This is a genomic window from Brevundimonas sp. Marseille-Q4549, from assembly GCF_976940555.1.
The window spans coordinates 1,007,486-1,031,875 of the sequence record NZ_CDRHXG010000001.1; the positions used below are offsets into that span (position 1 = coordinate 1,007,486).

Consider the following 24,390-nt stretch of genomic DNA (forward strand, 5'->3'; position numbering starts at 1 on the left):
CCATGAACAATCGTCTCAAGGTTCTGCGCGCCGAACGGGACTGGTCGCAGGCGCATCTGGCCGAACGGCTGGGCGTGTCGCGCCAGACGGTCAACGCCCTGGAAACCGGCCGTTACGACCCGTCGCTGCCGCTGGCGTTCAAGATCGCGCGCGTCTTCGAACAACCCATCGAATCCATCTTTTTCGAACAAGGAAGCCTGTCATGACGACTCTGACGTCCGCCGGCGGGACGCGCCGGCTTCGATCCTTGGCCCGCCTCGTCATCGTCGGTTTCGTCTTCGGCGTGGCGGGATACGGCGTCGGCTGGTTGCTGGCGCGCGCGTTTCCCGGCGGACCCTCGCTTTCCGACCTCGGGTTGGGCTGGGCCGACGGACTGGCCCTGCTGGTCGCCTTCGGCCTGATCTTCGGGTCGGCGGCGGCCCTTGTCACCAGCCTGAGCCCTGCGCGGCTGGGACGGATGTACAGGCTGGAGGGCGACGCCTCGCCGACCGAGATCGGACTGGCGCGGCGTCAGGCGCTGGTTTTCGGCTTTTCCGGCCTGCTGCTGACCTTGCCGCCTGTCTTCAGCGCGGCGGGCCTGTCGCCCCTGTTCGGGTTCGTCGTCATCGGCCTTCTGATGGCGCTGCATACGGTGCTGAACGTGCGGGTCTATCTGCAGGCCGACGAACTGGTGCGCCGCACGGTGCTGGAGGCGGGGGCCGTGACGTTCTTCCTGGGGCAGGGGGTGCTGTTCCTGTGGGCGGCGGCCGAGCGGCTGGGCTTCGCCCCGGCCCTGACGGCCTGGGACATCTACGCCGTGCTGATGGCCTTCTATCTGATCGCATCCGTGGTCGTCAGCGTGCGACGCGGGCTGACCTGATCCTTTTCGCAATCCCGATCCGAAAGAGCTTCGCATGACCCTTCCGTCCCATCTCAAGACCTCGGCGGCGATCGTCGCGCGCGGCGTCGTCGGCCTGGCCCTAAGCTTCGCCCTGATCGCCGGGGCCATGCCGGCCTCGGCGCGCCAGGCCGCGACGGCGCCGGTCCAGGCTCCCGCCGCCGTTCCCGCCATCCAGGGACAGGGGCCGGCCCTCTGGGTGGTCAAGGACGCGGATTCGACCCTGTATCTGTTCGGATCGGTCCATGTGCTGCGTCCGACGACCGGATGGGAGAGCCCCCGCGTCAAGGCCGCCTTCGACAGCGCCTCGGACGTCTGGTTCGAGATCAGCAATCCGGACGACCAGGCGGCGATCGTTCCGTTGATCCAGCAGTATGGCGTGTCGCCGACCTATCGCAACGCCACCACCCTGACGACGGGCGAACTGACCCTGTTCGCAAACGCCGCCCATGATCTGGGGCTGGACGCGGTGAAGATGGACAACTTCAGGCCGTGGTTCGCGGGGCTGATGCTGTCGGTCACGCCCCTGGTCAAGGCGGGCTACGATCCCAAGTCGGGCGTGGAGATCGTGCTGAAGGCGCGCGCCGAGGCGGCGGGAAAGCCGGTCCACGGCTTCGAGACGATCGACAAACAGATCGGCATTCTGGCCGACCTGCCCGACGACGTGCAACTGGCCTTCCTGCGCGAGACGCTGAAGGACTACGACGAGGCGACGGTCAAGCTGGACGAGATGGTGGCGGACTGGGCGCGCGGCGACGTGCCGGCCATCGAACGACTGATGGTCCAAGAGATGAAGACCGACTCTCCAGCCCTCTACAAGGCGCTGCTGGTCGACCGGAACACCGACTGGGCGAACCAGATCCAGACCCTGCTCCAGGGCTCGGGCACGGCCTTCATCGCCGTTGGCGCAGCTCACCTGGCGGGCCCCGACAGCGTCCAGGCCCAGTTGAAGGCGCGCGGCGTGGACGTCGAAGCGGTTCAATGACGCATCGTGCTTGAGCCGGGATCGGCGGACGGCTAAGGGTTCGGGCGAGGGCGTGTCCACGCCGCCCCCGACCGACGCGATGCGGGCATGATGTAGTGGTAGCCTGGCAGCTTCCCATGCTGCTCGTGCGGGTTCGATTCCCGCTGCCCGCTCCACTCGGTCGCCTTCTTCCGAAAATCGTCGGTTACAGGTGGATTGTTTCTCCTGACGATCCTTGATAGGCTTGGGCGTGGTAAATTCTTTCGCCTCGCTCCTGAGCCTTTCGCCCTGCGCGCCTTCTTGCGCGGGTCTGCGACTTATCGGCTGCCGCCGGGACTGACGGCTGCCCGGCGGCGGAACACGCTGTCGTAAACCCTTTCAAGATCGCAAGACGTTCAGGAGACGCACGGTGCTGCGCGACCCCTCCATCAAATATCGCCCCTTTCCGGTCGTGGACCTGCCGGATCGCCAGTGGCCCGGCCGGACCATCGACAAGGCCCCGCGCTGGCTGTCGACCGACATGCGCGACGGCAACCAGGCCCTGATCGACCCGATGAACGCCGAGAAGAAGCAGCGCTTCTTCGACCTCCTGGTGAAGATCGGGATCAAGGAGATCGAGATCGGCTTCCCGTCGGCCGGGGCGACCGAGTTCGACTTCATCAGCGGCCTGATCCGTTCGGGCGCCGTGCCGGACGATGTGACGGTGCAGGTGCTGACCCAGGCGCGGGCCGACCTGATCGCCCGCTCGTTCGAGAGCCTGGAGGGCGCGCGGACCGCCGTGGTCCATATGTACAACGCCGTGTCGCCGGCCTGGCGCCAGATCGTCTTCGGCATGGACCGCCACCAGGTGAAGGCCATCGCGGTCGAGGGCATGAGCCGGATGCGCGAGCAGGCGGAACGCCGCCCAGACACCGACTGGCGCTTCGAATACAGCCCCGAGACCTTCTCCACGGCCGAGCTGGACTTCAGCCTGGAGGTCTGCGAGGCGGTGATGGACGTGATCGAGCCCACGCCTGAAAAGCCGCTGATCATCAACCTGCCGGCCACGGTCGAGGCGGCGACGCCGAACGTCTATGCCGACCAGGTCGAATGGTTCTGCCGCCACATCTCGCGGCGCGACAGCGTGATCGTCTCGGTCCACCCGCACAACGACCGGGGCACGGGCGTGGCGGCGGCGGAGCTGTCGGTCATGGCCGGCGCGGATCGGGTCGAGGGTTGTCTGTTCGGCAATGGCGAGCGCACAGGCAATGTCGATCTGGTGACGCTGGCGCTGAATCTCTACACCCAGGGGGTCGATCCGGGGCTGGACTTCTCGGACATGGACGGGGTGATCCAGACGGTCGAACACTGCAACGCCCTGCCGGTCCATCCGCGCCATCCCTATGCCGGGGAACTGGTCTTCACCGCCTTCTCGGGCAGCCACCAGGACGCGATCAAGAAGGGCTTCGCCGCCCAGGCCCAGCGCAACGACCAGATCTGGAACGTGCCCTATCTGCCCATCGACCCGGCCGATCTGGGCCGGTCCTACGAGGCGGTGATCCGCGTCAACTCCCAGTCGGGCAAGGGCGGCTTCGCCTGGGTTCTGGAACAGGACAAGGGGCTGAAACTGCCCAAGCGGATGCAGGTCGATTTCAGCCAGCACGTCCAGGCCTATGCCGACGAGGTAGGGCGCGAACTGACCGCCGCCGACATCTGGGACGTGTTCCGCTCGGTCTATGCGCCGGACGGCGGCAAGGGCCCGTTCGCCCTGATCGACTATGAAGAGGGCCGCTCGGCGCCCGGCAGGGAGCGCCGCTTCACCGGCCGTATCCGCCTGAACGGCGAGGAACGCCGGATATCCGGGCGCGGCAACGGCTTCCTGTCCAGCGTGCTGGACGCCCTGCGCGAAGACTGCGGTCTGGCGCTGGACATCGCGGACTATCACGAACACGCCATCGGCCAGGGTGGCGACGCCCAGGCGGCGGCCTATGTCGAATGTCGGACGGCGGACGGTCGCGCCATCTTCGGCGTGGCGACGGACCCGGACGTGGCCACCGCCTCCCTGAAGGCCCTGCTGGGCGCCGCCAACCGCGCCGGCGCATCGGTCAAGGCTAAGACGCCGAGCCTGGCGGACGGCTAGATGGTTCCGACCTGCGGCTCGTCCTTCAGGCGGGCCGCATCTTCGCGGGCGTAACGCTGGGCGATGATGGTGCAGGCGAACAGCTGAATCTGGTGGAACAGCATGATCGGCAGGACGATCAGCGGCACGGAGGCGCTGGCGAACAGGATGCTGGCCATCGGAACCCCGGCGGCCAGCCCCTTCTTCGATCCGCAGAACAGGATGACGATCCGGTCGCCGCGGTCGAACTTAAGCGCGCGGCCCGCGAGCAGAGTCAGGCTGAGGACGATGCCCAGCAGCGCGATGTTCAACGCCAGAACCTTGGTCAGGTCGCTCAGCGAAACCTGCGACCAGACCCCCGCGACCATGCCCTCGCTGAAGGCGGCGTAGACGATCAACAGGATCGAACCCCGGTCGACCATGCTGGTCAGTTTGGCGTGTTTCGTCAGCCAGCCCACCAGCAGTGGACGGAACAGCTGGCCCACGGCGAAGGGGGCCAGAATCTGCAGGCCGATGTCCAGGATGGACTGCAGGCGGACGCCCCCGCCCGCCCCGCCGATCAGCCAGGCGACCAGCAGGGGGGTGATGATGACGCCCAGCAGGTTCGACAGGCTGGCGCTGGTCAGGGCGCCCGCCACATTGCCCCTGGCGATGGAGGTGAAGGCGATGGACGACTGCACCGTGGACGGCAGCAGGCACAGATAGAGCATCCCCGTCAGCAGATCGGGCTGCAGCGACCCGCGCATCAGAAAGACGATGACCAGACCCAGCAGGGGAAACAGCAGGAAGGTGCTGAGGAAGATCGCGCCCTGAAGCCGCCAGTGCATCAGGCCCGCGCCGATGGCGGCCGGCGACATCCGCGCGCCGTACAGGAAGAACAGCAGGGCGATGGCGACCTTGACCACCCTGTCCAGCACCACCGCGGCCTGACCTGCAGCGGGCAGCAGCGCCGCCAGAACCACCATGCCGATCAGGGCCAGAAGATAGCCGTCGATCGGCAGGCGGGACAGGAAGCGGGGCATGGCGAACTCGGGCTGCGGGGCGCGCAGTGGTGATAGGCCGCCCGGGCGCGGGGGTGAAGCCCGGGCCTTTGCTCAATCCTGCGTCAGGCCCCCGCGCGGTTCCTGACCAGATCGTCCACCACCGAAGGGTCGGCCAGGGTCGAAGTGTCGCCCAGCGATCCGATCTCGTTCTCGGCGATCTTGCGCAGGATGCGACGCATGATCTTGCCGGATCGGGTCTTGGGCAGGCCCGGCGCCCACTGGATCACGTCGGGGGCGGCGATGGGGCCGATCTCCTGGCGAACATGGGCGACCAGGGCCTTCCTCAGATCCTCGGTCGGTTCAACCCCGTTGTTCAGGGTGACATAGGCATAGATGCCCTGACCCTTGATGTCGTGGGGGAAGCCGACCACGGCCGCCTCGGCGACCACGTCGTGCAGCACCAGGGCGCTCTCGATCTCGGCGGTGCCCATCCGGTGGCCCGACACATTGATGACGTCGTCCACCCGGCCGGTGATCCAGTAGTAGCCGTCCTCGTCCCGGCGGCAGCCGTCGCCGGTGAAATACCGGCCCGGATAGGTCGAGAAATAGGTGTCGAAGAACCGCTGGTCGTCGCCATAGACCGTGCGCATCTGGCCCGGCCAGCTGTCGGTGATGCACAGATTGCCCGACACGGCGCCGGTCAGTTCCTGACCCTCTGCATCCACGATCTGCAGTTCGACGCCCGGCAGGGGCAGGGTCGCCGAGCCGGGCTTCAGGTCCGTGGCGCCGGGCAGGGGGGTGATCAGATGGCCGCCCGTCTCGGTCTGCCACCAGGTGTCCACGATGGGGCAGCGGCCGTCGCCGACCACCTCGTGATACCAGCGCCAGGCCTCCGGGTTGATCGGCTCGCCCACCGTGCCGAGTAGACGCAGCGAGGCGCGCGAGGCGGCTTTCACCGGTCCGTCGCCCTCGCGCATCAGGGCGCGCAGGGCCGTGGGGGCGGTGTAGAAAATCTCGACCTTGTGCTTGTCCACCACCTGCCAGAACCGGCCGGCGTCGGGATAGTTGGGCACCCCTTCGAACATCAGGGTCGTCGCCGCGTTCGCCAGCGGCCCATAGACCAGGTACGAATGGCCCGTGACCCAGCCCACGTCGGCGGTGCACCAGAAGACCTCGCCGGGGCGATAGTCGAAGACGATCTCGTGCGTCCAGGCGGCCCAGAACAGATAGCCGCCCGTGGTGTGCAGCACCCCCTTGGGCTTTCCGGTCGAGCCGGAGGTGTAGAGGATGAACAGCGGGTCCTCGGCGTTCATCGGCTCGGGCGGGCAGTCGGCGGCGGCCCTGGCCGCCTCCAGCCCATAGTCGAAGTCGCGCCCCTCGGTCATCGGCACGTCGCGGTCGGTGCGGCGCACGACCAGGACCGTGTCGACCTTCACCTTCTTCAGCGCCTCGTCGACATTGGCCTTCAGCGGAACATGCTTGCCGCCGCGCAGGCCCTCGTCGGCGGTGATGACCAGATTGGAGCCGCAGTCCTCGATCCGGCCGCTCAGGCTGTCGGGCGAAAAGCCGCCGAACACGACCGAATGGACGGCGCCGATCCGCGCGCAGGCCAGCATGGCGTAGGCGGCCTCGGGGATCATCGGCAGATACAGGGTGATCCGGTCGCCCTTCTTGGCCCCGTGCGCCTTCAGCACATTGGCCATGCGGCACACCTCGGCGTGCAGTTCGCCATACGTGATGCGGCGGCTGTCGGCGGGATCGTCGCCTTCCCAGATGATGGCCGTCTCGTCCTTGCGGTGCGGCAGGTGTCGGTCGATGCAGTTGGCCGAAACGTTCAGCACCCCGTCCTCGAACCAGCGGATGCGGAAGTCTTCCTTCCTGAAGGAGACGTCCTTGATCTTCGTCGGAGCCTTGATCCAGTCCAGCCGTTTGGCCTGTTCGGCCCAGAAGGCGTCGGGCGTCTCGCGCGCGGCGATACGGGCGGCCTCGTAGGCCTGACGGTCCATGTGCGCCCGGGCGGCGACATCGGCCGGGACAGGATAGAGTTCAGGTTCGGACACGCGAGGAAACTCCAGCATCGGATCATGGCGACGCTGGCGATCAAGGCAGCAAGACGGGGCCAGATCAAGCGGTTCCGACGCCGAAACCGATACTGGGATCAATCGGCGGTCAGGCGGGCCAGAACGACGGGGACGGTGCGCCCCAGCAGAATCAGATCGTCGCGGAACGACCAGCCGGCGGCGTAGGCGACATCGGCCTGGACCCGGCGGGCCATGCAGCCCAGCTGATGGATCTCGCCGTGCAGACCCGAGGCCTGGGCCAGGCCCGTCAGCCCCGGCAGGACGGCGAACCGCGCGCCGTAGTCGGGCAGCAGGGCGGCGTAGTGTCGATCGTGCGCCAGGGCGTGCGGGCGCGGCCCGACCAGGGACATGTCCCCCTTCAGAACATTGATCAGCTGGGGCAGCTCGTCCAGGCTGGCGGCGCGCAGGACGGCCCCGACGCGGGTGACGCGGCGGTCGTGGCGGAAGCTGTGGCGCACCGTGTCGCCGTCTTCCGTCACCGTCATGCTGCGGAACTTCAGTATGACGAAGACGCGGCCGTCCTTGCCGGTGCGGTGCTGGCGGAACAGGGCCGGGCCGGGCGTCTCCAGCACGATGGCCAGGGCGATCAGAACCAGGGCGGGCCACAGGGCCAGAAGCACCAGGCCCGAGACCGCGATGTCCAGCGCGCGCTTGCAGAACAGGGAGCCGGGGCCGCGCCGATAGCGGGGCGTCCAGTCCTGGGCGCTGGTGGGCGGGGTCGGGGCGGCCGGCGCCTTGAGGCCGACGGCGGACAAGCTGTCGAACATTCCTACCTCGGGCTCAACGCCGTCGAGAGGGTTAATGAAAGGTGAACGCCGGCGCTGCAAGCGAAAACGCCAAGCGCGCGGGACATCGCGGTCTAGCCGTCGATGGAGACGACGGGCTGGAGGGTCGGCGTGGTCGCCCGCCCGCCGCTGCGCCGCTTCAGCCAGGCGCGAATGCGGGTCTGCAACGGATTGTCGATGGCGAAGTGGAAGGCGAAGGCGAAACCGACCGCCGCCATCACGCCCAGGACCCACAGACCCCATTGGATCGGCGTCGACAGGGCCAGCTTGGCGCTGGCGGCGTTGACCACGCCGAACCAAGCGATGCGCACCACCTCGTTGGTGATGAACATGGAGAAGGAGACCATGGCCGCCGTCTCGACCAGTTTGGATGGGCGTTTCACCGGCACGGCGCCGGCGGCCAGGATGATGACGGAGATCAGGGTCAGGGCGATCAGCGCATGCTTGTCGTGCAGTTCCAGGGCGAAGAAGCCGACGGCGGCCAGGACGCCCGCCCAGCCAGCCAGGCGCGGCGCGATCCAGACCTTCTGGGCGAACCAGGCCAGGCACATGCCCAGGAAGAACAACGGCAGGGCGCGGATGAAGCCGTAGCCCATCGGCATCTGATAGACGGGATAGCCCAGAAGGCTCCAGCACAGCTGATTGGCCGCCAGATAGACGCCGACGCCTGCCGCCAGCGCCGCCCACGGCCCCAGCCGCATCAGGCCGCGAATGATCCAGGGAAAGCACAGATAGCAGCCGATCAGGGCCGAGATGGACCAGGTCGGGGCGTTCCAGCCCAGGCCGCCGTGCACGCCATAGGACTGGAGCAGCAGCAACTGGGCCGGCAGCTGGTCCCAGCGGAACCATTCCGGATTGCGAGGGGCGAAGCCGGCCGCCGTGCCGACCACGACCAGGACGACCAGCGACAGGCCCATGATCAGATGGGCGGGGGTGACGCGCAGGAACCGCTTCAGGAAGAAGTCGGTCGGGGACATCCGCCGCTGGTTCACCGCCGCCCCATAGACCCGCATCAGCACATAGCCGCTGTCGATCAGGAAGAAGTTGGTCAGAAGAAAACCGCCGCGCTCGAAGATCGGATTGACGAGCTGCGCCAGTGGGATCGGGCCGGCGGCCTGGAAATGATGCAGTATGATCAGGAAGGCCACGATGAAACGCAGGGCGTCCAGCCAGCCGCCGCGCGCGATGCGGACTGTCTCATTCCGGGTCGAAATCAGGGTCCAGGGCATGGGGAACGCCTCCTTGGACCCCTGGCCCGCAAGATGCGGGCCGCGCATCCTCAGCCCCGGACCAGACGCAGGAATTCCTCGCGCGTGCGGGGATCGTCGCGCACGACGCCGATCAGGTGGCTGGTCGACAGGCTGGCGCCGGGCGCATTGACGCCGCGCAGGGTCATGCAGGAATGCTCGGCCTCGATCACCACGCCGACGCCGTGGGGGCGAAGCACGGTCTGGATGGCCTCGGCGATCTCGGAGGTCATCTTCTCCTGGATCTGCAGACGCCGCGCGAAGCCGCGCACCACGCGCGCCAGCTTGGAGATGCCCACGACCCGGTCGGTCGGCAGATAGGCGACGTGCGCCTTGCCCACCACGGGCAGCATATGGTGTTCGCAGAAGCTGACGAAGCGGATGTCCTTCAGCACCACCAGCTGGTCGTAGCCGCCCGTCTCTTCGAAGGTCTTTTCCAGATAGGAGAGCGGATCGACCTCATAACCCTGGAACAGTTCGCGATAGCTCCTGGCCACCCGCGACGGCGTTTCCAGCAGCCCCTCGCGGTCGGGGTCGTCGCCGGCCCATTCGATCAGGGTGCGGACGGCGGCTTCGGCGTCGGCCTGGGAAATCTTGGGAGCATGAGGAGCGTCGGTCATGGCGGGCTACATAGCGGGGCCGACGGCGAAAGGGGAGGGGGCGCATGTTGGGTGACGAACGCCCCGACGGGTGCAGATCGCGCCAGCGGCCACCGCGGCTTGATGGATTTCAAGTTGTATGGAAGGTTATTTACACGGGTGTGGCCTCCTCCTACGGTGGTGAGGCGCCCGGATGGTCTGCCACGTTCGTTGTGTCGATGCGGGCGGACCTGGGGGAGAGGTGTCGACCGATAAGTGAATCCGGAACCGGGAGGCGGATGTGAAACGTGCGGTTCTGACGGTCGCTCTGACCTGCGCGGGATGCGTGGATGCGCCGTCTCCCGGCAAGACCAATCCGGAACCAGCCGCGGTGACGCGATTGTCGGGAGATGGGGCGGTCTTCTATACGCCACGCGATTGTGGAAAGGCCCAGGCCTATGTCCCGCCTGAAGCTGGCCGGAAATTCACCTATGCGCTGGCGAACGACAAGGGAGAAATCCAGCCGGGCGTCACGCGCGAGGAGGCGATCGGCGTCGTCCGAGGCGACGTGGTGGAATACGGCGAGCGTATCGTGACGCCGGACGGACAGGCGACGCCGCCGGAGGTTCGGCGAATCCGGGCGGGCGTGCTGCCCCTGTCGGGGCCGGCGATGTCGATCGCCTATACGGCGGACCGGCGGGACCCGACGACCTTGTCCGTCGGCGAAAAGGAAACCTATCCCATTCTCTATACGGCCTCGGGCCAGTTCGGAGAGCGCGCCCAGGATACGACGATCACCGTGACGTTCGTGAATTGCCGAACGATCGCAAACGGTTACGGCGTCATCTCCGGCGAACCCGTGCGCGTATACAGGCTTGTCTTGCCCGCTGTGCAGGCGCCGCCTGCGGCGGATGAATTGACGGCGACGGAGTTCGAATGGGCGGTGTCGGAGCGGACCGGATGGCGGTTAGTGGAGCGGTCGCCTGCCGCCGTCACTTTTGTGACGGACATGCAGTAGGAGCGATGCGCACCCTCTTGCTCAATATCTGCCTGGCGGCGGCGCTGGCGGGCTCCGTCGTCGCCTGCGCGAGGAAGGAAGAGGCGCCCACGAAGTCGGGCCTTGTCACCTTCGTCGCCACGGTCGGCGACATAAGGGATATCGTACCGGCGACGGGCGCCCTGATGTCCATGGCGGGGGCCGACGTCAGGGCGTCCCGCGCGGGGGTGATCACCGCCGTCCTGGTCACGGAAGGCCAGACGGTAAGGGCCGGCCAGGTGCTGGCCACCATGGAAGATCCCGGACGAGCGGCGGTCGAGGCGGAAGCGTCTGCGAACGCCAGATCGTTCTCGGCCTCTCTTGAGGAGGCGCAAATCGCGCTGCGGTCCGCCCGTCTCGACCTCGACCGTCGCCGAACCCTGCAACGCGGCGGCTTCGTCAGCGCGGCGGCCGTGGAAACGGCGGAGGTCGAAACCCAACGTGCGCAAGCCGCCGTGGATCGGGCGCGAAACCAGCACCAGGCGGCCCAGGCGCGTCTGATGTCCGTCGCGGCCCAGGCGCAGACGTCCGATGTCCGCGCGCCGCTGGACGGCAAGGTGACGCTGGTTCTCGCCAAGGTGGGCCAAAGGGTCGCGCCCGAGGACGAGCGGCCGCTCTTCAAGACCGAAGCCGCCGACACCGACATGTTGCTGGAGATCATGATCGCGGAGACCGACATCGCCCGTGTGGGACCCGACAGCCAGGTCATGTTCACCGTCGACGCCTTTCCCGACATCCGAAACCAGGCGACGTTGGAAAGCATCGGAACGGCGCCGATCCGCGAAGGCCGTTTCGTCTCCTATCGCGCCGTGGCGCGTTATGACAACCGAGCCGGGGTGTTGACGCCCGGCATGACGGCGTCGGTGGAACTGATCCAGGCCGATTCCCGCAACGTCCTGCGCGTGCCTGCGCAAGCCCTGTCCTATCGCCCGCCCGGCTATGTCGCGCCCCTTTCCGACGCGCAAAGAAAACAGCTCATGAAGGAATACAACAACAACGAGACCTACGTCCGGGCGGCCGCCAACGGCATGGAGTACGGCCGCCATATTAGGAACGGAACGCGGTTGGTCTTTCTGCTGAAGGATGGAAAGCTGGAACAGAGAGAGGTCCGCATCGGCGCGCAGGCGGGCGACTACGCCGAAATCCTGAGCGGCATCTCCAAGGGCGAGGTGATCGTCGTGAGAGGAGCCGATGAGCGGTCTCGATGAGGGCGCGATCGTCGAAGCCGTCGATATCTGTCGCGACTACCCCGCAAGGGACGGCGATGTGGTTCAGGCGTTGTCGAACTGTTCGCTGTCGGTCGAAGTCGGCGAATTCGTGACGGTGGTCGGCCCGTCGGGCTGTGGAAAGTCGACGCTTCTGAACATTCTCGGCTGCCTGGATCGCGCGTCCAGGGGGCGTTATCGGCTCGCGGGCCGGTCCATCGACGGTCTGTCGACAAGAGACTGGGAAAAGGTCAGGCGAAGGCAGGTCGGCTTTCTGTTCCAGGACGCAGGCCTGATCGACGGCCTCAGCGCCCTGGCGAACGTCACGCTCGCCCTTGAATATCGCGGCCGTCCGGCGGCCGAACGGAATCGGGTCGGCCGGCGATTGCTGGAAGAGATGGGGCTGGGCGGACGGACGAACCAGCCCGTCGAACGCCTGTCGGGCGGCGAACGGCAACGAGCGGCGCTTGCGCGGATATTGGCCATCTCGCCGCCGCTGCTCATTTGCGACGAGCCGACGGCCTCGTTGGACGAAGACAATTCGATCCGGGTCGTCGAAATCCTGAACGACCTGTGCGCGCGGGGCCATACTGTGGTCTGCGCAAGCCACGATCCGCTCGTGATCCAGGCCGCGAGCCGTGTCGTGACCATGGCGCGGGGCCGGATCGTCGGGTCCGACGCTTGAGCGCCTTCGGTCAAGCCTTATGGGGAGTGACGGCGCGTCCATGGCGATCGGTCGCGCTTGTGACCTCCTTGGCGGTCGCCGTGGCCTGCGTGACCTTTTCGGCGTCCGTACTGGGAGGTTTTTCCAAACAGATGGAGCGCCTCGCTTTCGGCGACTACGGTCGGGCGCTGGTGGTGCGCGCCAATCGGTTCGCGCCCTCGCGGCATGGTCCGCCAACGTTGAACGACCGGACCGTTCTGCTGGAGACGCTGGAAGGCGTCCAGAGCTCCGCGGCCTGGGTCGAAGGCGTCGCGTCGATTCGGTTCGCGCGCGAGACCCGGATCGTTCCCGTCTATGGCGTTCTGGGCGACTACCGGAAGGAAATCGATGCGCCCCTGGCGGGCGGTCGGTGGTTCACCGATCAGGAACTGCTGGGATTGCCGCGCGTGTGTCTGGTCGGCCCGACCCTGGCGGCAGAACTGGCGCGCGGCGACGAGACGCTCGATTCGCGGTTGACCGTCGGCGGCGTCCAATGCCGGATCGTCGGCGTGCTGGGAGAAGGTCGATCGCGGCCGGCTGCGCGGTTCGCCGATGCGGTCATCGCCCCTTTCGCCACCGCGAGACGGTATCTGGCGGATTCGCCGTCCGAAACGCCTCCTGCTCTGCGCGATGCGGACTGGTTGACGTTTTTCATGGAGCCCGACGTCCACATGGAGGACGCCCGGTACGAGGCCGACCGAATAATGCGCCAGTTGGCGGGCGTGCCCTTGTCGCGCGAGGCGCCGTTCCTGTTCGACGATCCGGCGGCCTTGGTGCGGGAACAAGATGTTCAACGGCGCCTTTTGACCCGGCTTCTCGTGACGATCACGTCCGCCGCCCTGATCGCCTGCGTCGTGGGATATGCGGGCGTGACCTTCTCCACGACCCTGGCTCGTCGGCGCGAAATAGCGTTGCGACTGGCGGTTGGCGGCGTGCGCCGCGATATCTGGAAGCAGTTTCTGGTGGAGCAGATTCTGTTGGGCACGACGGCCTCCGTGATCGGCTTGTGCGCCGGGCTCGCGGGCGCGGTCGTGGTGGGCGCCGTCTGGCATTGGCCCATATTCCTGAGCTGGACGGGCGCGGCGCTCAGCATCGGGGTGGGGCTTCTCGTCGGCGTCCTGGCGGGGATGGGAGCGGCCGACATGGCGGCGAAGACTTCACCCGCCCTGGCGGCCCGGGGGTGAGGGCCGACCTCTTAGCGTCCCGTTAACCATCCTGTCGGCATTTTCTGCCCAGTATCTGGCGGGAGCGTTAAGCCGATGAACGGCGCGGAAGTTCTGGATGTTGGCCGCGACGCCATCTGGCTGACGATCCAGCTGTGCCTGCCTGTGCTGCTGGTGGGCCTTGTGGTCGGCGTGGTCATCGGCCTGTTCCAGGCCCTGACGCAGATTCAGGAACAGACGCTGATCTATGCGCCCAAGATCATCGCCATTTTCATCAGCCTGATCGTCTTCCTGCCGTTGATGGGGGCGCTGCTGGGCGGCTTCATGCGCCAGATCGCCGCCCGTATCGCGGGGATGTAGGTGGAGGCTTACGCCACCGCCGATCAGGTCTGGGCCGGCGGGCTGATCTTCGCCCGGATCGGGGCGGTCCTGATGCTGATCCCCGGCATCGGCGAGGCCTATGTGCCGCCGCGCGTGCGGCTGTCGCTGGCGCTGCTGATCACCCTGGCCCTCTGGCCGGTGGTGCGGACCACCCTGCCGCCCCTGCCCGAGAGCCTGGCCTCCATGGTCGGCTGGATCATCCGCGAGGCGGTGGTCGGGCTGATGATCGGCCTGTTGCTGCGGATGTTCATGGCGGCCCTGACCACGGCGGGGGAAATCATCTCGCTGCAGACCACGCTCAGCTTTTCCCAGACGGCCAATCCGATGCAGGCCCAGCCGGGCACGACCATCGCCGCCTTCCTGACCCTGTTGGGCGTGACCCTGCTGTTCGCCACCGACACCCATCACCTGTTCATCGGCGGACTGGTCGGCTCCTACCAACTGATCGCGCCGGCCAAGCCGCTGATCATGGCGGACTTCGCCCAGATGGCGGTGCGGACCTTGGGCCAGAGCTTCCTTCTGGGGGTGCAGCTGGCGGCGCCGGTTCTGGTCTTCGCCCTGGTGTTCAACGTGGCCTCGGGCCTGGTGGCGCGGGTCATGCCGTCGTTTCAGGTCTATTTCGCCGCCGCGCCCCTGAGCGTCATCCTGGGTCTGTCGATCTTCGCCCTGAGCCTGGGCGCCCTGGGCACGGTCTTCATCGACCGCTACCGCCGCCTGGCCGAGTATTTCGTCTTCGGCGGTCCGTGGGGAGGCGCCGGTGGCTGAAGGCGCCGATCCCGAGTCGAAAACCGAAGAGGCGACCCCGCGAAAGCTTGAGGAGGCGCGAAAGAAGGGCGACGTCGCCAAATCGCCGGACGTCGCCCAGGTCCTGTCCCTGGCGGGGGCGGCGGCGGTCATACTGATGGCGGGCGGATGGTTCGCCTCGTCCATCGCCGAGCAGATGCTGCCCTTCATCGCCGAACCGCATCAGATGCTGGGTGTGCTGAACTCGGGCGCAGGCGCCCAGATCATGGTACGGGCGGTCTGGGCCGTGGCGCCCTTCCTGGGGGCGGTCATGCTGGCGACCATCCTGGGCGGGGCGGGGGGAAACCTGGCCCAGTCCGGCCTGATCTTCACGACCGAGAAGCTGAAGCCCAAATGGTCGTCGGTCAGTCCGATGCAGGGGTTCAAACGCATCTTCGGCCCCGACGGTCTGGTGCAGTTCCTGAAGACCTTCCTGAAACTGGTCGCCGTCTGCGTGGTTTGCTGGATGGTGCTGAAGCCCCATGCGCGCGAGTTCGGCAATCTGGCGGCCGTCAGTCCGATGGCCATCCTGCCCCTGGCGCGGGACATGGCCATGTCGCTGTTCGTGTCGGCCATCATCCTGCTGGGCGCGACGGCGGGGGCCGACTTCATCTGGCAGAAGATGCGCTTCGCCAAGCGGATGCGGATGACCAAGGAAGAGCTGAAGGAAGACTACAAACAGTCCGAGGGCGACCCCCACGTCAAGGCCAAGCTGAAACAGATCCGCATGCAGCGCAGCCGTCAGCGGATGATGGCCAATGTGCCCAAGGCCACCGTCATCGTCACCAACCCGACCCACTATTCGGTGGCCCTGCGCTATGAGCCCGACCAGGGCGACGGGGCGCCGGTCTGCGTGGCCAAGGGGGTCGACGCCCTGGCGATGCGCATCCGGGAGGTGGCGACCGAGCACGGCGTGCCGATCGTCGAGAACGTGCCCCTGGCCCGCGCCCTCTACGCCACGGTCGAGGTGGACGAGGTCATTCCCCGCGAACATTTCGACGCCGCCGCCAAGATCATCGGCTTCGTCTTCCAGTCCCGACGGCGTCGGTAAGGCCTGGGCAGGATTTGAGCGTATGATCAGCCTACTGATTCGCGAGGCCGCATGACGTCCACCCGACGCCCGTCGTTCGATCTGTTGTCGGCCCTGATCGCGTTCGGCGTCGTGACCGTGGTCGCCGCCCTGGCCTATCCGGCCTTTCGCGCCAATCCGACCTCGGCGCCGGGAATGGTGCTGATCCTGACCCTGGCGCTGATCGCCCTGATCGCCCTGTTCGGTTTTCGCCGGGCGGGCCACGCCCAGCCGTCCAGCGACGCGGCTGTCGACCTGCTGGACGCCATGGCCGAGCCGGCGGCCCTGGTGTGGGATTCGGGCCAGGTCCTGGCCTTCAACGCCGCCTGGGCCGAGGCGAACGGCGCGACCACGGCCCTGCCGCGCGGCAAGTCGGCCCAGGCCCTCTACATGGCCTTCGCCCAGGCGCGGCAGGGCCATCCCGGTCACGCCATCGTCCAGATCGGATCGCGGGAGGTCGAGGTGGTGATCGGCCGCGCCGGCGAGGGCCGGTTCCTGATGCGCGCGGCGCCCGAGGCGGTGCTGCCCCTGCCGGTCCTGCCGGTCCAGTCGGCCGCCGCCTCCACCGGAGAGGCCCGCGCCATGGCCGCCGGCGCGCCCTTTGGTTCCGCCGTGATCGCGGGCGAAGACCTGTTCGCCGGTCGTGCGGAAGAGGCCAATCCGGCCCTGGCCGTCCTGACGGGCCCCGCCGCGGCGCGCGACGCCGCCTTCGGCCATCTGTTCGATCCGGCGGGCGTCGTCGAGGCGCGGGCCAAGTTGGCGGCGGGCTCGTCCGGGCCGATCGAACTGGTGGCGCGCGCCTTTCCCGACAAGGTGCTGCATCTCTATGTGGCGGCCGAGGGCGACAGGCGCCGCATCTGGCTGTTCGACGTCTCGTCCCAGAAATCGATGGAGCTTCAGCTTTCCCAAGCCCAGAAGATGCAGGCGGTGGGTCAGTTGGCCGGGGGCGTGGCCCACGACTTCAACAATCTGCTGACGGCCATCCAGCTTCAGCTGTCGGGCCTTCTGGAACGCCACCCGGTCGGCGACCCCTCCTACGAGGGGCTGAACGAGATCCGCCAGACGGCGATCCGGGCGGCGGACCTGGTGCGCAAGCTGCTGGCCTTCTCGCGCAAATCGACCGTGCGGCGCGAGCGGCTGGACCTGGGCGAACTGGTGGGCGAGTTCTCGATCCTGCTGAGACGGCTGTTGCGCGAGGACGTGCGGCTGGAAACCGACTACGGCCGCGACCTGCCGGTGGTCCTGGCGGACAAGAGCCAGTTGGAGACGGCGGTGATGAACCTGGCCGTCAACGCCCGCGACGCCATGCGCGGCGTGGTCGAACCGGGCGCCGGCGTCGTGACCATCACCACCCGCCGCCTGACCGCCGATGAGGCGCGCGGCCTGGGCTGGGCGAACGCTCCGACCGACGAGGTCGCCTTGATCGAGGTGTCGGACACCGGCCCCGGCGTGCCGCCCGAACTGCTGGACAAGATTTTCGAGCCCTTCTTCACCACCAAGGCGGTGAACGAGGGGACGGGCATGGGTCTGGCCACCGTCTATGGGATCGCCCAGCAGGCGGGCGGTCACGTCTCGGTCAGCAACATCGAAGGCGCGGGCGCCGCCTTCCGCATCTTTCTGCCGGCGGCCGGCGAGGCGGAACTGGCGGAGGTCCAGCCGGTCGAGGTCAAGGCCAAGACGCCGCGCGACCTGTCTGGCGCCGGCCGCATTCTGTTCGTCGAGGACGAGGACGCCGTGCGCGGCATCGCCGCCCGCCTGCTGCGCCAGCGCGGCTATGAGGTGATCGAGGCCGCCGACGGCGAGGAGGCGCTGCTTCTGGCCGAGGAGCACGCGGGCCAGATCGACATGCTGATTTCCGACGTCATCATGCCGGGACTGGACGGGCCGTCGCTGCTGAAGAAGGCCCGTCCCTATCTGGGCGACGCGCCGGTGATGTTCATCTCCGGCTATGCCGAGAGCGACTTTTCGGACCTGCTGCAGGACGAAACGGGCGTGTCCTTCCTGCCCAAGCCGCTGGACATCAAGACCCTGGCCGAACGGGTGAAGCAGGAATTGCACGCGGCGTGACGCGGCGACGCGGCGACGCGGCCCGGTCGTCAGGCGGCGCGGCGCAGGCTGGACGGGGCCTTCACATAGAGGCCGCGCCGACCGCTGACGGCCCGGAAGGCCACGGTGTCGCTTTCCAGCCGTTCGTCGGCGCCCAGGAACAGGCAGCCGTCATCGACAAGCCGGCGCTCCAATCCGTCCAGTACGCGGGCGCGGCGCGACGGCTCCATGTCGGACAATACATTGCGGCAGAAGATGATGTCGAAGCGGGCGTCGTCGGCCGGCTCGTCCAGCAGGTTCGCGCGGCCGAAGCGAACGGCGTCGGCCAATTCCGGCTTGACGATCCACTGGTCCTCCATCGGTTCGAACCAGCGCAGCATGGTCCGCGCCGTCAGGCCGCGTTGGATCTCGAAGCCGGTGTAGAGGCCCGAACGCGCCTTATCGACGGCGCGCTGGGACAGGTCTGTGGCGACCAGATGCAACTGGGTTCGGGTCTCCAGGCCACACATGGCCAGGGACCAGGCTTCCTGTCCGGTCGAGCAGCCCGCGGACCAGACCCTGACGATCCCATCGGGCCGCACCCGGCTCAAGGCAGGCAGCAGTTCGTTTTCGAAGACGTCGAACGGCGCGCGGTCGCGACGGAACCAGGTCTCGGCGTTCAGCAGGGCCTCGATCACGGCCCAGCCCAGGGATGCGACCGGATTGGCCCACAGATTGGCCAGGAGCGCCTCGACATTGGCGTAGCCTTCGCGCCGCGCGATCGGCCCCAGCCGGTGCTCGGCCAGGTGGATGCGATCCCGCGTCAGTCGATAACCGGCGCGGGTGGACATGATGGCCTGCAGCTTGTCGAAGTCTTCCGGCGTCATGCGGCGATCGCTCCGACCTCCACCAGCTTGGACTGCAGGATCTCGCCGTCGAACGGCTTCATCACATAGTCGTCGGCGCCGGCGGCCAGGGCCTCGGCGATGCGGTCGGGCCGCGTCTCGATGGTGCAGAACAGGACCTTGGGCCGCTTGCCGTCCGGCAGGGCGCGCAGGCGGCGCAGGAAGCTGATTCCGTCCATCACGGGCATGTTCCAGTCGATCAGCAGCACGTCCGGCATCACGCCGGTGCAATAGGCCAGGGCCTCGGCGCCGTCGGCGGCCTCGTCGACCTCATAGCCCAGACCCTCGACGATGCGACGGGCCACCTTGCGGATGATCCGGCTGTCGTCGACGATCAGGCAGGTTCTGAAATCCAACTTCGGCTCCCGAACGGCGCGGCCGCTTCGGCCCGGCGCAGGCTCCTTTACTATCCCAGACCCCAGTTAACGAGTCGTTGGGAAACGGCGTCAGGCGGGTAGGGTTGCGGTCAGGACGACCCGCCCCTCCTCGACCGTCAGGTCCAGGGTTCCGCCCGCCTGGGTCGCGGTCAGCCACAGCCAGTAGGGTTGAATCCACTGGCCTGCCAGGCCCCCGGTCAAGCGTTCGCCTTTCAGGCCGACGACGGCCTCGGGCTTAAGTCGGGCGCGGGCGCCGTCCGCCACGCCCTCGATGGTCAGCCGGCCGTTTTCGGCGCGCGCCTGGACTACGGCGTTTCCGCCCATGGGCAGGGCGCCGACCGTCAGATAGGCCAGATTCACCAGGGCGCGGGCCTGGGGCTTCGAGAATTCGCCGTCGGCGATGCGCCAGTCCAGCGCAGCGCGGCCGCCATCGGTCATGCCGGCCACCAGATCGTGCAGTTCACGCGCCGTGAAGCGTTCGCTGGCGGTCGCCGCGCCGAAGGCGACGCGGGCGAAATGGACCAGGGCGACCATCTTCCTGGCGCTCTGCTCGATCAGGGCCAGGGCGTCGTCGCGCATGTCCTGGGCGGTCGGATCGCGCATCAGGTCCAGGCCGGAAACGATGGCGCCCGAAGGGCTGATGAAGTCGTGGCACAGCTTGCCGGCGATGAAGGCGGCCAGATCGGGGCCGTCGACCGGCAGGTCGGACGCAGTCAAGCCGGAGGCTTGCGCATCGAGCGGGGCGGCGGGATCGGCGTCGGTCGGGATCATGATGGCTGGCGCGCTCGGGTCACAGTTCGTGTCTCAGGCGAGCGTGACGTGATTTGCCGGTTCATGGAACCGCCGCGATGGTCTATCGAGCGGCCGATGAAGACCCCCGACACCGACCGCCTTGCCCAGGATCTGAAGTCCGGCGCCCTGGCCCTGGCCATCGCCGACATCGCCGAAGAGGCCGCGCGCCTGATCCTGCCCTATTGGCGGGTCGACACGGCGGTGGAGACCAAGGCCGACGACAGCCCCGTGACGCAGGCCGACCGCGCCGCCGAGGCCCTGATCCTGAAGCGGTTGGAGACCCTCTATCCCGGCGTGCAGACGGTGGCGGAGGAGGCGGTCGCCGCCGACGGCGCTCCGACCGCCGTTCAGGACTGGTTCTGGCTGATCGATCCCCTGGACGGCACGCGCGGCTTCGTGCGCGGGGGCGAGGCCTTCACGGTCAATATCGCCCTGATGCACGCCGGCTATCCGGTGGCGGGCGTGGTGACGGCGCCCGCGACGGCGACGACCTGGCGCAGCGACCGTCCCGAAGGCGGCGCTTTCCGCCGGCAGTTCGGCGCTCTTCAGGCGGGCGAGGCCCACGCGGGCGAGGATTGGCGGCCGATCCGCGTGCGCGACCGGCCGGCCGAGGGGATGGCCCTCTTGAGCCACAGCGTCACGGACGAGGAGGCGGCGCGTCTGGCCGCCCGTCACGGCTGCGCCCATTGGCAGGGCACGGATTCCTCGCTGAAATTCTGTCTGATCGCCGAGGGGCGATTCGACGCCTATCCGCGCACCGGCCCGACCTCGGAATGGGACACGGCGGCAGGCCAGGCCGTTCTTGAGGCCGCCGGAGGCCGCGTGCTGGCCGATGACGGCCAGCGCATGGCCTACGGCAAGCCCGGCTTCCTGAACGGCGCCTTCGTGGCCATGGGCGGCTGAGACGCGGTCAGCCGCGCCCCATAAGGGCGGCGGCGCGTTCGGCAAGCACGGTCACGCCCATCTCGCGCGCCGTGCCGGCCGCCTCGGCCAGGATCAGGCCCAGGCTGCGCGGTTCCGGGCCGCCCAGGCGGCGGCGCGCCAGCATGATCTCGCCCATGACGAGCTGATCGGCGACCCAGTCCAGGGGCGCGGCCGTCGCCATGCGCGCGTGCAGACGTCGTTCCAGCGTGTCCAGACCGGCCCGATCGCCCAGGGTTTCGGCCAGGGCGACCTCGCGCGCGCCGCGCCGTTCGCGGGCCAGGGCCCCGACGATCAGCCCCTGGCCCTGGGTCAGGGTCTCGGCCTGGACCAGAACCATCATCGGCAGGGCGTCGTCGCCGGCGCGCAGGGTCTGGATCGCGGCCCAGTCCAGGGGACTGTGGTCGGGGGTGAACTGGTCGGCGGCGGCGTCGAACAGGATGCGACCCTGCACCTGGGCCTCGGCATGACCGGCGACGCTGGCCAGGGCCGCCAGCCCCGCGCCGCACAGGGCCAGGGCGCGCGCCCGCGTCAACGGGCGATGATCGGGGGACGTCGCCTCCACCAGTTCGCCCAGGTCGCGCCCGGCCTGGTCCAGCAGGCGTACGTCGCGTTGCAGCACCCCGGCCTCCAGCGCCAGCATGGCGGCGTCCATGCGCAGATCGACGTCCTCGGTCGCTCCGGCGTGGCGGGCGACGTCCATCAGGGCGGCGGCGTCCAACAGGGCCTCGGGCTCGCCGGACACGCGGGCCCGGCGAGCGCTGATCCGAGCGTGGACGGCCGACAGGGCGGCCGCCGGTCGGGTTTTTCGCGGCGGCGCGACGGCGTTCACCGTCTGAAGGGCGCGATCCAGATGGACCGGGTCGCCACACAGGTCGAATCGCAGCATCAGACCCTGCGCGCGCGAGACGGCCGCGACGGCGATCTGTTCGTCGCCCACGGCCGTGCGGACCAGGCTGTCGGCGCAACGGTCGGCGCGGGCCAGGCTGTCGGCGGCGCCGGTGCGGCGGGCGTGGTCGCGCCACAGGGCGGCGGCGCGGCATTCGGTCTGGAAAGGGCGAGGGCAGGACACGCGGCCGGCGTCGGTCGCCTCCCGACGCGCCTCGATCTTCAACAGGTCGACGCCGATCAGCTCGACCCAGCCCAGGTCTTCGCTCTCGCGCGCCTGGGCGAAGATTTTGCGAAGATCACGGCCGAATTCGAACATACGCTGGACCTCTGTCATCCCGCTTCGGGACGGCGGACGTCCCTTCGCATCACCATTGCAAACGCAGCGCCGCCGCGCGGGTTCGACTTGGCTTTATCGACAATGTCTTCGGGCGCGGCGGATCACCCCAGGTTCGGCGTTCGAAGCCGACACGCCTGAAGCGCGGAGCGCGCGGCGCGGGCGTCGGTGTTGAACTGGCGCACGGCGGCGATACGGGCGCGGGTCTGATCGGCCTCGGCGGCCTGGGGCGAGCGGCCAGAGGCGCCGCCGGCCTGCATGGCCGCCAGCGACCAATACAGGGCCGCGTCGTAGAGGGCGCGCCCTTGACGGCTCTCGCCGCCCTCCAGTTCGGACGCCGCCTGGGTCACGCCGGCGCAGCGCACCGCCTCCTCGTAGGAGGTCAGACCGACGCTGGGCGTGGCCTGAAACGCCAGAGCCAGGCTGGATAGGGCGAGCAGTGCGATCATCGTCTCTCCGGCGCGGTTGCGCCTCACCTCAGGCGGACCATGGCGCCGCCGCGTGGCGAAGGGAAGGCGATATGGCCAAGGTCAGCCGCGTTCCCTGGTCTTGGTGAAGGCGATCTTGGGGAAACGCTCGCCGACATAGCCGGTCTCCCAGCTGGATTTGGCCAGGAAGACGGGGGCCTGGTCGATGTCGCGCGCCATCTGCGGGCGGTATTTTCCTGAGAAATCCTCGACATCCGCCTCCGTCCCGCCGATCCATCGCGCCTCGGCGTAGGGGCTGGGTTCGAAGACGACGTCCAGACCGTATTCCTCGCCCAGTCGGTCGGCCATGACCTCGAACTGCAGCTGGCCCACGGCGCCGACGATGAAGTCCGATCCGATCTCGGGCCGGAACAGCTGGGTCACGCCTTCCTCGGCCAGACCCTCCAGCGCCTTCTTCAGGTGTTTGGCCTTCAGCGGGTCCTTGACCCGGACCCGTTGCAGGATTTCCGGCGCGAAGTTGGGCAGGCCCGCGAACCGCACCACGCCGCTTTCCGACAGGCTGTCGCCGACGCGCAGCACCCCGTGGTTCGGAATGCCGATCACGTCGCCCGCAAAGGCGTCGTCGGCCAGTTCCCGGTCCGAGGCGAAGAACATGATCGGGGCGTTGACCGACAGCGACTTGCCTGTGTTCTGCACCTTCAGCTTCATGCCGCGCTTGAAGGCGCCTGACGCCATGCGGAACATGGCGATCCGGTCGCGGTGGTTGGGGTCCATGTTCGCCTGGACCTTGAAGACGAAGCCGGTGACTTCGTTCGATCCCGGCTCGACCTCGGTTTCGACGGGGGCGGGGGCGTTGCGGGTCTCGGGCGGGAATTCCTTCCTGGCCTTCATGACCTTGGGCGCCGGGGCCCAGTCGCCGATGGCCTTCAGCAGTTCGTCGATGCCGAAGTGGCGAAGCGCCGATCCCCACAGCACCGGGGTCATATGGCCCTCCAGAAAGGCCTGCCGGTCGAACGCCGGATAGCCGCCCTCGACCAGTTCGACCGCCTCGGCCAGATCAGCCTGCTCGCCCGCCTCGAAATACTGAGCCGCCTGATCCAGCGGCAGGGCGGCGGGGTGTTCGGGGTCTTCGGCCGAACCGGCGGCCTTGCGGGTATAGGGCTGGAACCGGCCGGTCCCGACCTCGACCATGCCGCGCAGGCGATTGCCGCTCTCGGCCGGCCACCAGATCGGGGCAGGGTCCAACTGAAGGCGCGATGCGATGTCGTCCAGCAAGGCCATCGGGTCCTGCGCCTCGCGGTCCAGCTTGTTGATGAAGGTGATGATCGGAATGTCGCGCAGGCGGCAGACCTCGAACAGTTTCAGCGTCTGCGGCTCGATCCCCTTGGCGGCGTCCAGCACCATGATGGCGCAGTCGGCGGCTGTCAGGGTACGATAGGTGTCTTCCGAAAAGTCCTCGTGCCCCGGCGTGTCCAGCAGGTTGAACATCTTGCCGTCGTGCTCGAACGTCATGACCGAGGCGCTGACGGAAATCCCGCGCTCCTTCTCGATCTTCATCCAGTCCGACCGCGTGCGCCGGTTCTCGCCCCGCGCCCGCACCGCGCCCGCCGCCCGAATGGCCCCGCCGGCCAACAGGATGTGTTCGGTCAGGGTCGTCTTGCCCGCATCGGGGTGGGCGATGATGGCGAACGTCCGCCGGCGCGCGGCTTCTTCGGGCAGGGTCAATGAGGACATGGCGCGCGACTACCCCGCCCCGCGCCGAAA

At 68.0% G+C, this 24,390-nt stretch carries 24 protein-coding genes and 1 tRNA gene; 14 read left to right on the forward strand and 11 right to left on the reverse strand.

Annotation, left to right across the window (positions count from 1 at the left end):
• The first annotated feature begins 2 nt into the window (after window positions 1-2).
• From ACWPV3_RS05070 to leuA, 5 genes are all read left to right on the forward strand, one after another.
• On the forward strand, window positions 3-206 hold the full coding sequence (locus ACWPV3_RS05070) for a helix-turn-helix transcriptional regulator (protein ID WP_312736138.1): 204 nt from the start codon (window positions 3-5) through the stop codon (window positions 204-206).
• Entirely contained in the window at window positions 203-859 is a 657-nt protein-coding gene (locus ACWPV3_RS05075) for a hypothetical protein (RefSeq protein ID WP_453977084.1), read from the forward strand. The genes ACWPV3_RS05070 and ACWPV3_RS05075 overlap by 4 nt, the downstream gene beginning before the upstream one ends.
• A 34-nt stretch (window positions 860-893) precedes the next feature.
• Entirely contained in the window at window positions 894-1,862 is a 969-nt protein-coding gene (locus ACWPV3_RS05080; protein WP_453977085.1) for a TraB/GumN family protein, read from the forward strand.
• A gap of 81 nt (window positions 1,863-1,943) precedes the next feature.
• Window positions 1,944-2,017, forward strand: a tRNA-Gly gene (locus tag ACWPV3_RS05085).
• A 233-nt stretch (window positions 2,018-2,250) separates the two neighbouring features.
• On the forward strand, window positions 2,251-3,960 hold the full coding sequence (gene leuA / locus ACWPV3_RS05090; protein ID WP_453977086.1) for a 2-isopropylmalate synthase: 1,710 nt from the start codon (window positions 2,251-2,253) through the stop codon (window positions 3,958-3,960).
• Here leuA and ACWPV3_RS05095 read toward each other — a convergent pair.
• The 5 genes from ACWPV3_RS05095 to folE all read right to left on the reverse strand — a co-directional run bounded on the left by ACWPV3_RS05095 (window position 3,957) and on the right by folE (window position 9,655).
• Window positions 3,957-4,961, reverse strand: coding sequence for a bile acid:sodium symporter family protein (locus ACWPV3_RS05095; protein ID WP_453977087.1), 1,005 nt, complete (start codon window positions 4,959-4,961; stop codon window positions 3,957-3,959). The genes leuA and ACWPV3_RS05095 overlap by 4 nt on opposite strands.
• 83 nt (window positions 4,962-5,044) lie before the next feature.
• The gene (gene acs / locus ACWPV3_RS05100; protein WP_453977088.1) at window positions 5,045-7,000 is read right to left on the reverse strand and encodes an acetate--CoA ligase; all 1,956 of its coding nucleotides are present in this window, start codon (window positions 6,998-7,000) and stop codon (window positions 5,045-5,047) included.
• Between the two features lie 80 nt (window positions 7,001-7,080).
• A complete protein-coding gene (locus tag ACWPV3_RS05105) occupies window positions 7,081-7,770 on the reverse strand; it encodes a sugar transferase (RefSeq protein WP_292086071.1) in 690 nt (229 codons plus the stop codon).
• Between the two features lie 92 nt (window positions 7,771-7,862).
• Window positions 7,863-9,017 carry an acyltransferase family protein gene (locus ACWPV3_RS05110; protein WP_453977089.1) on the reverse strand — a complete coding sequence of 385 codons (1,155 nt, stop codon included), beginning with the start codon at window positions 9,015-9,017 and terminating at the stop codon, window positions 7,863-7,865.
• A gap of 50 nt (window positions 9,018-9,067) precedes the next feature.
• Window positions 9,068-9,655 carry a GTP cyclohydrolase I FolE gene (gene folE / locus ACWPV3_RS05115; RefSeq protein WP_453977090.1) on the reverse strand — a complete coding sequence of 196 codons (588 nt, stop codon included), beginning with the start codon at window positions 9,653-9,655 and terminating at the stop codon, window positions 9,068-9,070.
• Between the two features lie 259 nt (window positions 9,656-9,914).
• On the opposite strand from folE, the gene ACWPV3_RS05120 reads away from it, so the two are divergent.
• The 8 genes from ACWPV3_RS05120 to cckA all read left to right on the forward strand — a co-directional run bounded on the left by ACWPV3_RS05120 (window position 9,915) and on the right by cckA (window position 18,020).
• Window positions 9,915-10,631, forward strand: coding sequence for a hypothetical protein (locus ACWPV3_RS05120; protein ID WP_453977091.1), 717 nt, complete (start codon window positions 9,915-9,917; stop codon window positions 10,629-10,631).
• 5 nt (window positions 10,632-10,636) lie between these two features.
• Window positions 10,637-11,857, forward strand: a complete 1,221-nt coding sequence (locus ACWPV3_RS05125) for an efflux RND transporter periplasmic adaptor subunit (RefSeq protein ID WP_453977092.1) — start codon at window positions 10,637-10,639, stop codon at window positions 11,855-11,857.
• Window positions 11,841-12,539: an ABC transporter ATP-binding protein gene (locus tag ACWPV3_RS05130; protein WP_313452064.1), complete on the forward strand. Its 699-nt coding sequence runs from the start codon at window positions 11,841-11,843 to the stop codon at window positions 12,537-12,539. Before ACWPV3_RS05125 ends, ACWPV3_RS05130 begins: the two co-directional genes overlap by 17 nt.
• Window positions 12,540-12,598: 59 nt before the next feature.
• The gene (locus ACWPV3_RS05135; protein WP_453977093.1) at window positions 12,599-13,741 is read left to right on the forward strand and encodes an ABC transporter permease; all 1,143 of its coding nucleotides are present in this window, start codon (window positions 12,599-12,601) and stop codon (window positions 13,739-13,741) included.
• Between the two features lie 75 nt (window positions 13,742-13,816).
• Window positions 13,817-14,080 carry a flagellar biosynthesis protein FliQ gene (gene fliQ / locus ACWPV3_RS05140; RefSeq protein ID WP_292086062.1) on the forward strand — a complete coding sequence of 88 codons (264 nt, stop codon included), beginning with the start codon at window positions 13,817-13,819 and terminating at the stop codon, window positions 14,078-14,080.
• The gene (gene fliR / locus ACWPV3_RS05145; protein WP_292086061.1) at window positions 14,081-14,866 is read left to right on the forward strand and encodes a flagellar biosynthetic protein FliR; all 786 of its coding nucleotides are present in this window, start codon (window positions 14,081-14,083) and stop codon (window positions 14,864-14,866) included.
• Window positions 14,859-15,935, forward strand: a complete 1,077-nt coding sequence (gene flhB / locus ACWPV3_RS05150) for a flagellar biosynthesis protein FlhB (RefSeq protein ID WP_453977094.1) — start codon at window positions 14,859-14,861, stop codon at window positions 15,933-15,935. The genes fliR and flhB overlap by 8 nt, the downstream gene beginning before the upstream one ends.
• Before the next feature lie 51 nt (window positions 15,936-15,986).
• Window positions 15,987-18,020, forward strand: coding sequence for a cell cycle histidine kinase CckA (gene cckA, locus ACWPV3_RS05155; protein ID WP_453977095.1), 2,034 nt, complete (start codon window positions 15,987-15,989; stop codon window positions 18,018-18,020).
• A gap of 29 nt (window positions 18,021-18,049) precedes the next feature.
• Here cckA and ACWPV3_RS05160 read toward each other — a convergent pair whose 3' ends face one another.
• The 3 genes from ACWPV3_RS05160 to chpT form a co-directional block, all read right to left on the reverse strand.
• A complete protein-coding gene (locus ACWPV3_RS05160; protein WP_292086058.1) occupies window positions 18,050-18,865 on the reverse strand; it encodes a CheR family methyltransferase in 816 nt (271 codons plus the stop codon).
• On the reverse strand, window positions 18,862-19,239 hold the full coding sequence (locus ACWPV3_RS05165; protein ID WP_292086057.1) for a response regulator: 378 nt from the start codon (window positions 19,237-19,239) through the stop codon (window positions 18,862-18,864). The genes ACWPV3_RS05160 and ACWPV3_RS05165 overlap by 4 nt, the downstream gene beginning before the upstream one ends.
• 90 nt (window positions 19,240-19,329) lie before the next feature.
• Complete coding sequence (gene chpT / locus ACWPV3_RS05170; protein WP_453977096.1) at window positions 19,330-20,031, reverse strand: histidine phosphotransferase ChpT; 702 nt, start codon at window positions 20,029-20,031, stop codon at window positions 19,330-19,332.
• A gap of 96 nt (window positions 20,032-20,127) precedes the next feature.
• On the opposite strand from chpT, the gene cysQ reads away from it, so the two are divergent.
• Window positions 20,128-20,955, forward strand: coding sequence for a 3'(2'),5'-bisphosphate nucleotidase CysQ (gene cysQ, locus ACWPV3_RS05175; protein WP_453977097.1), 828 nt, complete (start codon window positions 20,128-20,130; stop codon window positions 20,953-20,955).
• 7 nt (window positions 20,956-20,962) lie between these two features.
• On the opposite strand, the gene ACWPV3_RS05180 is transcribed toward cysQ, so the two are convergent.
• The 3 genes from ACWPV3_RS05180 to ACWPV3_RS05190 form a co-directional block, all read right to left on the reverse strand.
• Window positions 20,963-22,180: a hypothetical protein gene (locus ACWPV3_RS05180; protein ID WP_312736710.1), complete on the reverse strand. Its 1,218-nt coding sequence runs from the start codon at window positions 22,178-22,180 to the stop codon at window positions 20,963-20,965.
• A gap of 122 nt (window positions 22,181-22,302) precedes the next feature.
• The gene (locus ACWPV3_RS05185) at window positions 22,303-22,647 is read right to left on the reverse strand and encodes a hypothetical protein (protein ID WP_453977098.1); all 345 of its coding nucleotides are present in this window, start codon (window positions 22,645-22,647) and stop codon (window positions 22,303-22,305) included.
• 81 nt (window positions 22,648-22,728) lie between these two features.
• Window positions 22,729-24,360: a peptide chain release factor 3 gene (locus tag ACWPV3_RS05190; RefSeq protein ID WP_453977099.1), complete on the reverse strand. Its 1,632-nt coding sequence runs from the start codon at window positions 24,358-24,360 to the stop codon at window positions 22,729-22,731.
• Window positions 24,361-24,390: the final 30 nt, after the last annotated feature.

Bases quoted from the DNA above. Each gene is read 5' to 3' on its own strand.
- folE (WP_453977090.1), bottom strand. From the start codon at position 9,655: ATGACCGACGCTCCTCATGCTCCCAAGATTTCCCAGGCCGACGCCGAA.
- ACWPV3_RS05125 (WP_453977092.1), top strand. From the start codon at position 10,637: ATGCGCACCCTCTTGCTCAATATCTGCCTGGCGGCGGCGCTGGCGGGC.
- ACWPV3_RS05075 (WP_453977084.1), top strand. From the start codon at position 203: ATGACGACTCTGACGTCCGCCGGCGGGACGCGCCGGCTTCGATCCTTG.
- ACWPV3_RS05180 (WP_312736710.1), bottom strand. From the start codon at position 22,180: ATGTTCGAATTCGGCCGTGATCTTCGCAAAATCTTCGCCCAGGCGCGC.
- cysQ (WP_453977097.1), top strand. From the start codon at position 20,128: ATGAAGACCCCCGACACCGACCGCCTTGCCCAGGATCTGAAGTCCGGC.
- ACWPV3_RS05095 (WP_453977087.1), bottom strand. From the start codon at position 4,961: ATGCCCCGCTTCCTGTCCCGCCTGCCGATCGACGGCTATCTTCTGGCC.
- ACWPV3_RS05185 (WP_453977098.1), bottom strand. From the start codon at position 22,647: ATGATCGCACTGCTCGCCCTATCCAGCCTGGCTCTGGCGTTTCAGGCC.
- ACWPV3_RS05130 (WP_313452064.1), top strand. From the start codon at position 11,841: ATGAGCGGTCTCGATGAGGGCGCGATCGTCGAAGCCGTCGATATCTGT.
- cckA (WP_453977095.1), top strand. From the start codon at position 15,987: ATGACGTCCACCCGACGCCCGTCGTTCGATCTGTTGTCGGCCCTGATC.
- ACWPV3_RS05160 (WP_292086058.1), bottom strand. From the start codon at position 18,865: ATGACGCCGGAAGACTTCGACAAGCTGCAGGCCATCATGTCCACCCGC.
- ACWPV3_RS05080 (WP_453977085.1), top strand. From the start codon at position 894: ATGACCCTTCCGTCCCATCTCAAGACCTCGGCGGCGATCGTCGCGCGC.
- ACWPV3_RS05110 (WP_453977089.1), bottom strand. From the start codon at position 9,017: ATGCCCTGGACCCTGATTTCGACCCGGAATGAGACAGTCCGCATCGCG.
- chpT (WP_453977096.1), bottom strand. From the start codon at position 20,031: ATGATCCCGACCGACGCCGATCCCGCCGCCCCGCTCGATGCGCAAGCC.
- ACWPV3_RS05105 (WP_292086071.1), bottom strand. From the start codon at position 7,770: ATGTTCGACAGCTTGTCCGCCGTCGGCCTCAAGGCGCCGGCCGCCCCG.
- fliQ (WP_292086062.1), top strand. From the start codon at position 13,817: ATGAACGGCGCGGAAGTTCTGGATGTTGGCCGCGACGCCATCTGGCTG.
- ACWPV3_RS05190 (WP_453977099.1), bottom strand. From the start codon at position 24,360: ATGTCCTCATTGACCCTGCCCGAAGAAGCCGCGCGCCGGCGGACGTTC.
- ACWPV3_RS05070 (WP_312736138.1), top strand. From the start codon at position 3: ATGAACAATCGTCTCAAGGTTCTGCGCGCCGAACGGGACTGGTCGCAG.
- acs (WP_453977088.1), bottom strand. From the start codon at position 7,000: ATGCTGGAGTTTCCTCGCGTGTCCGAACCTGAACTCTATCCTGTCCCG.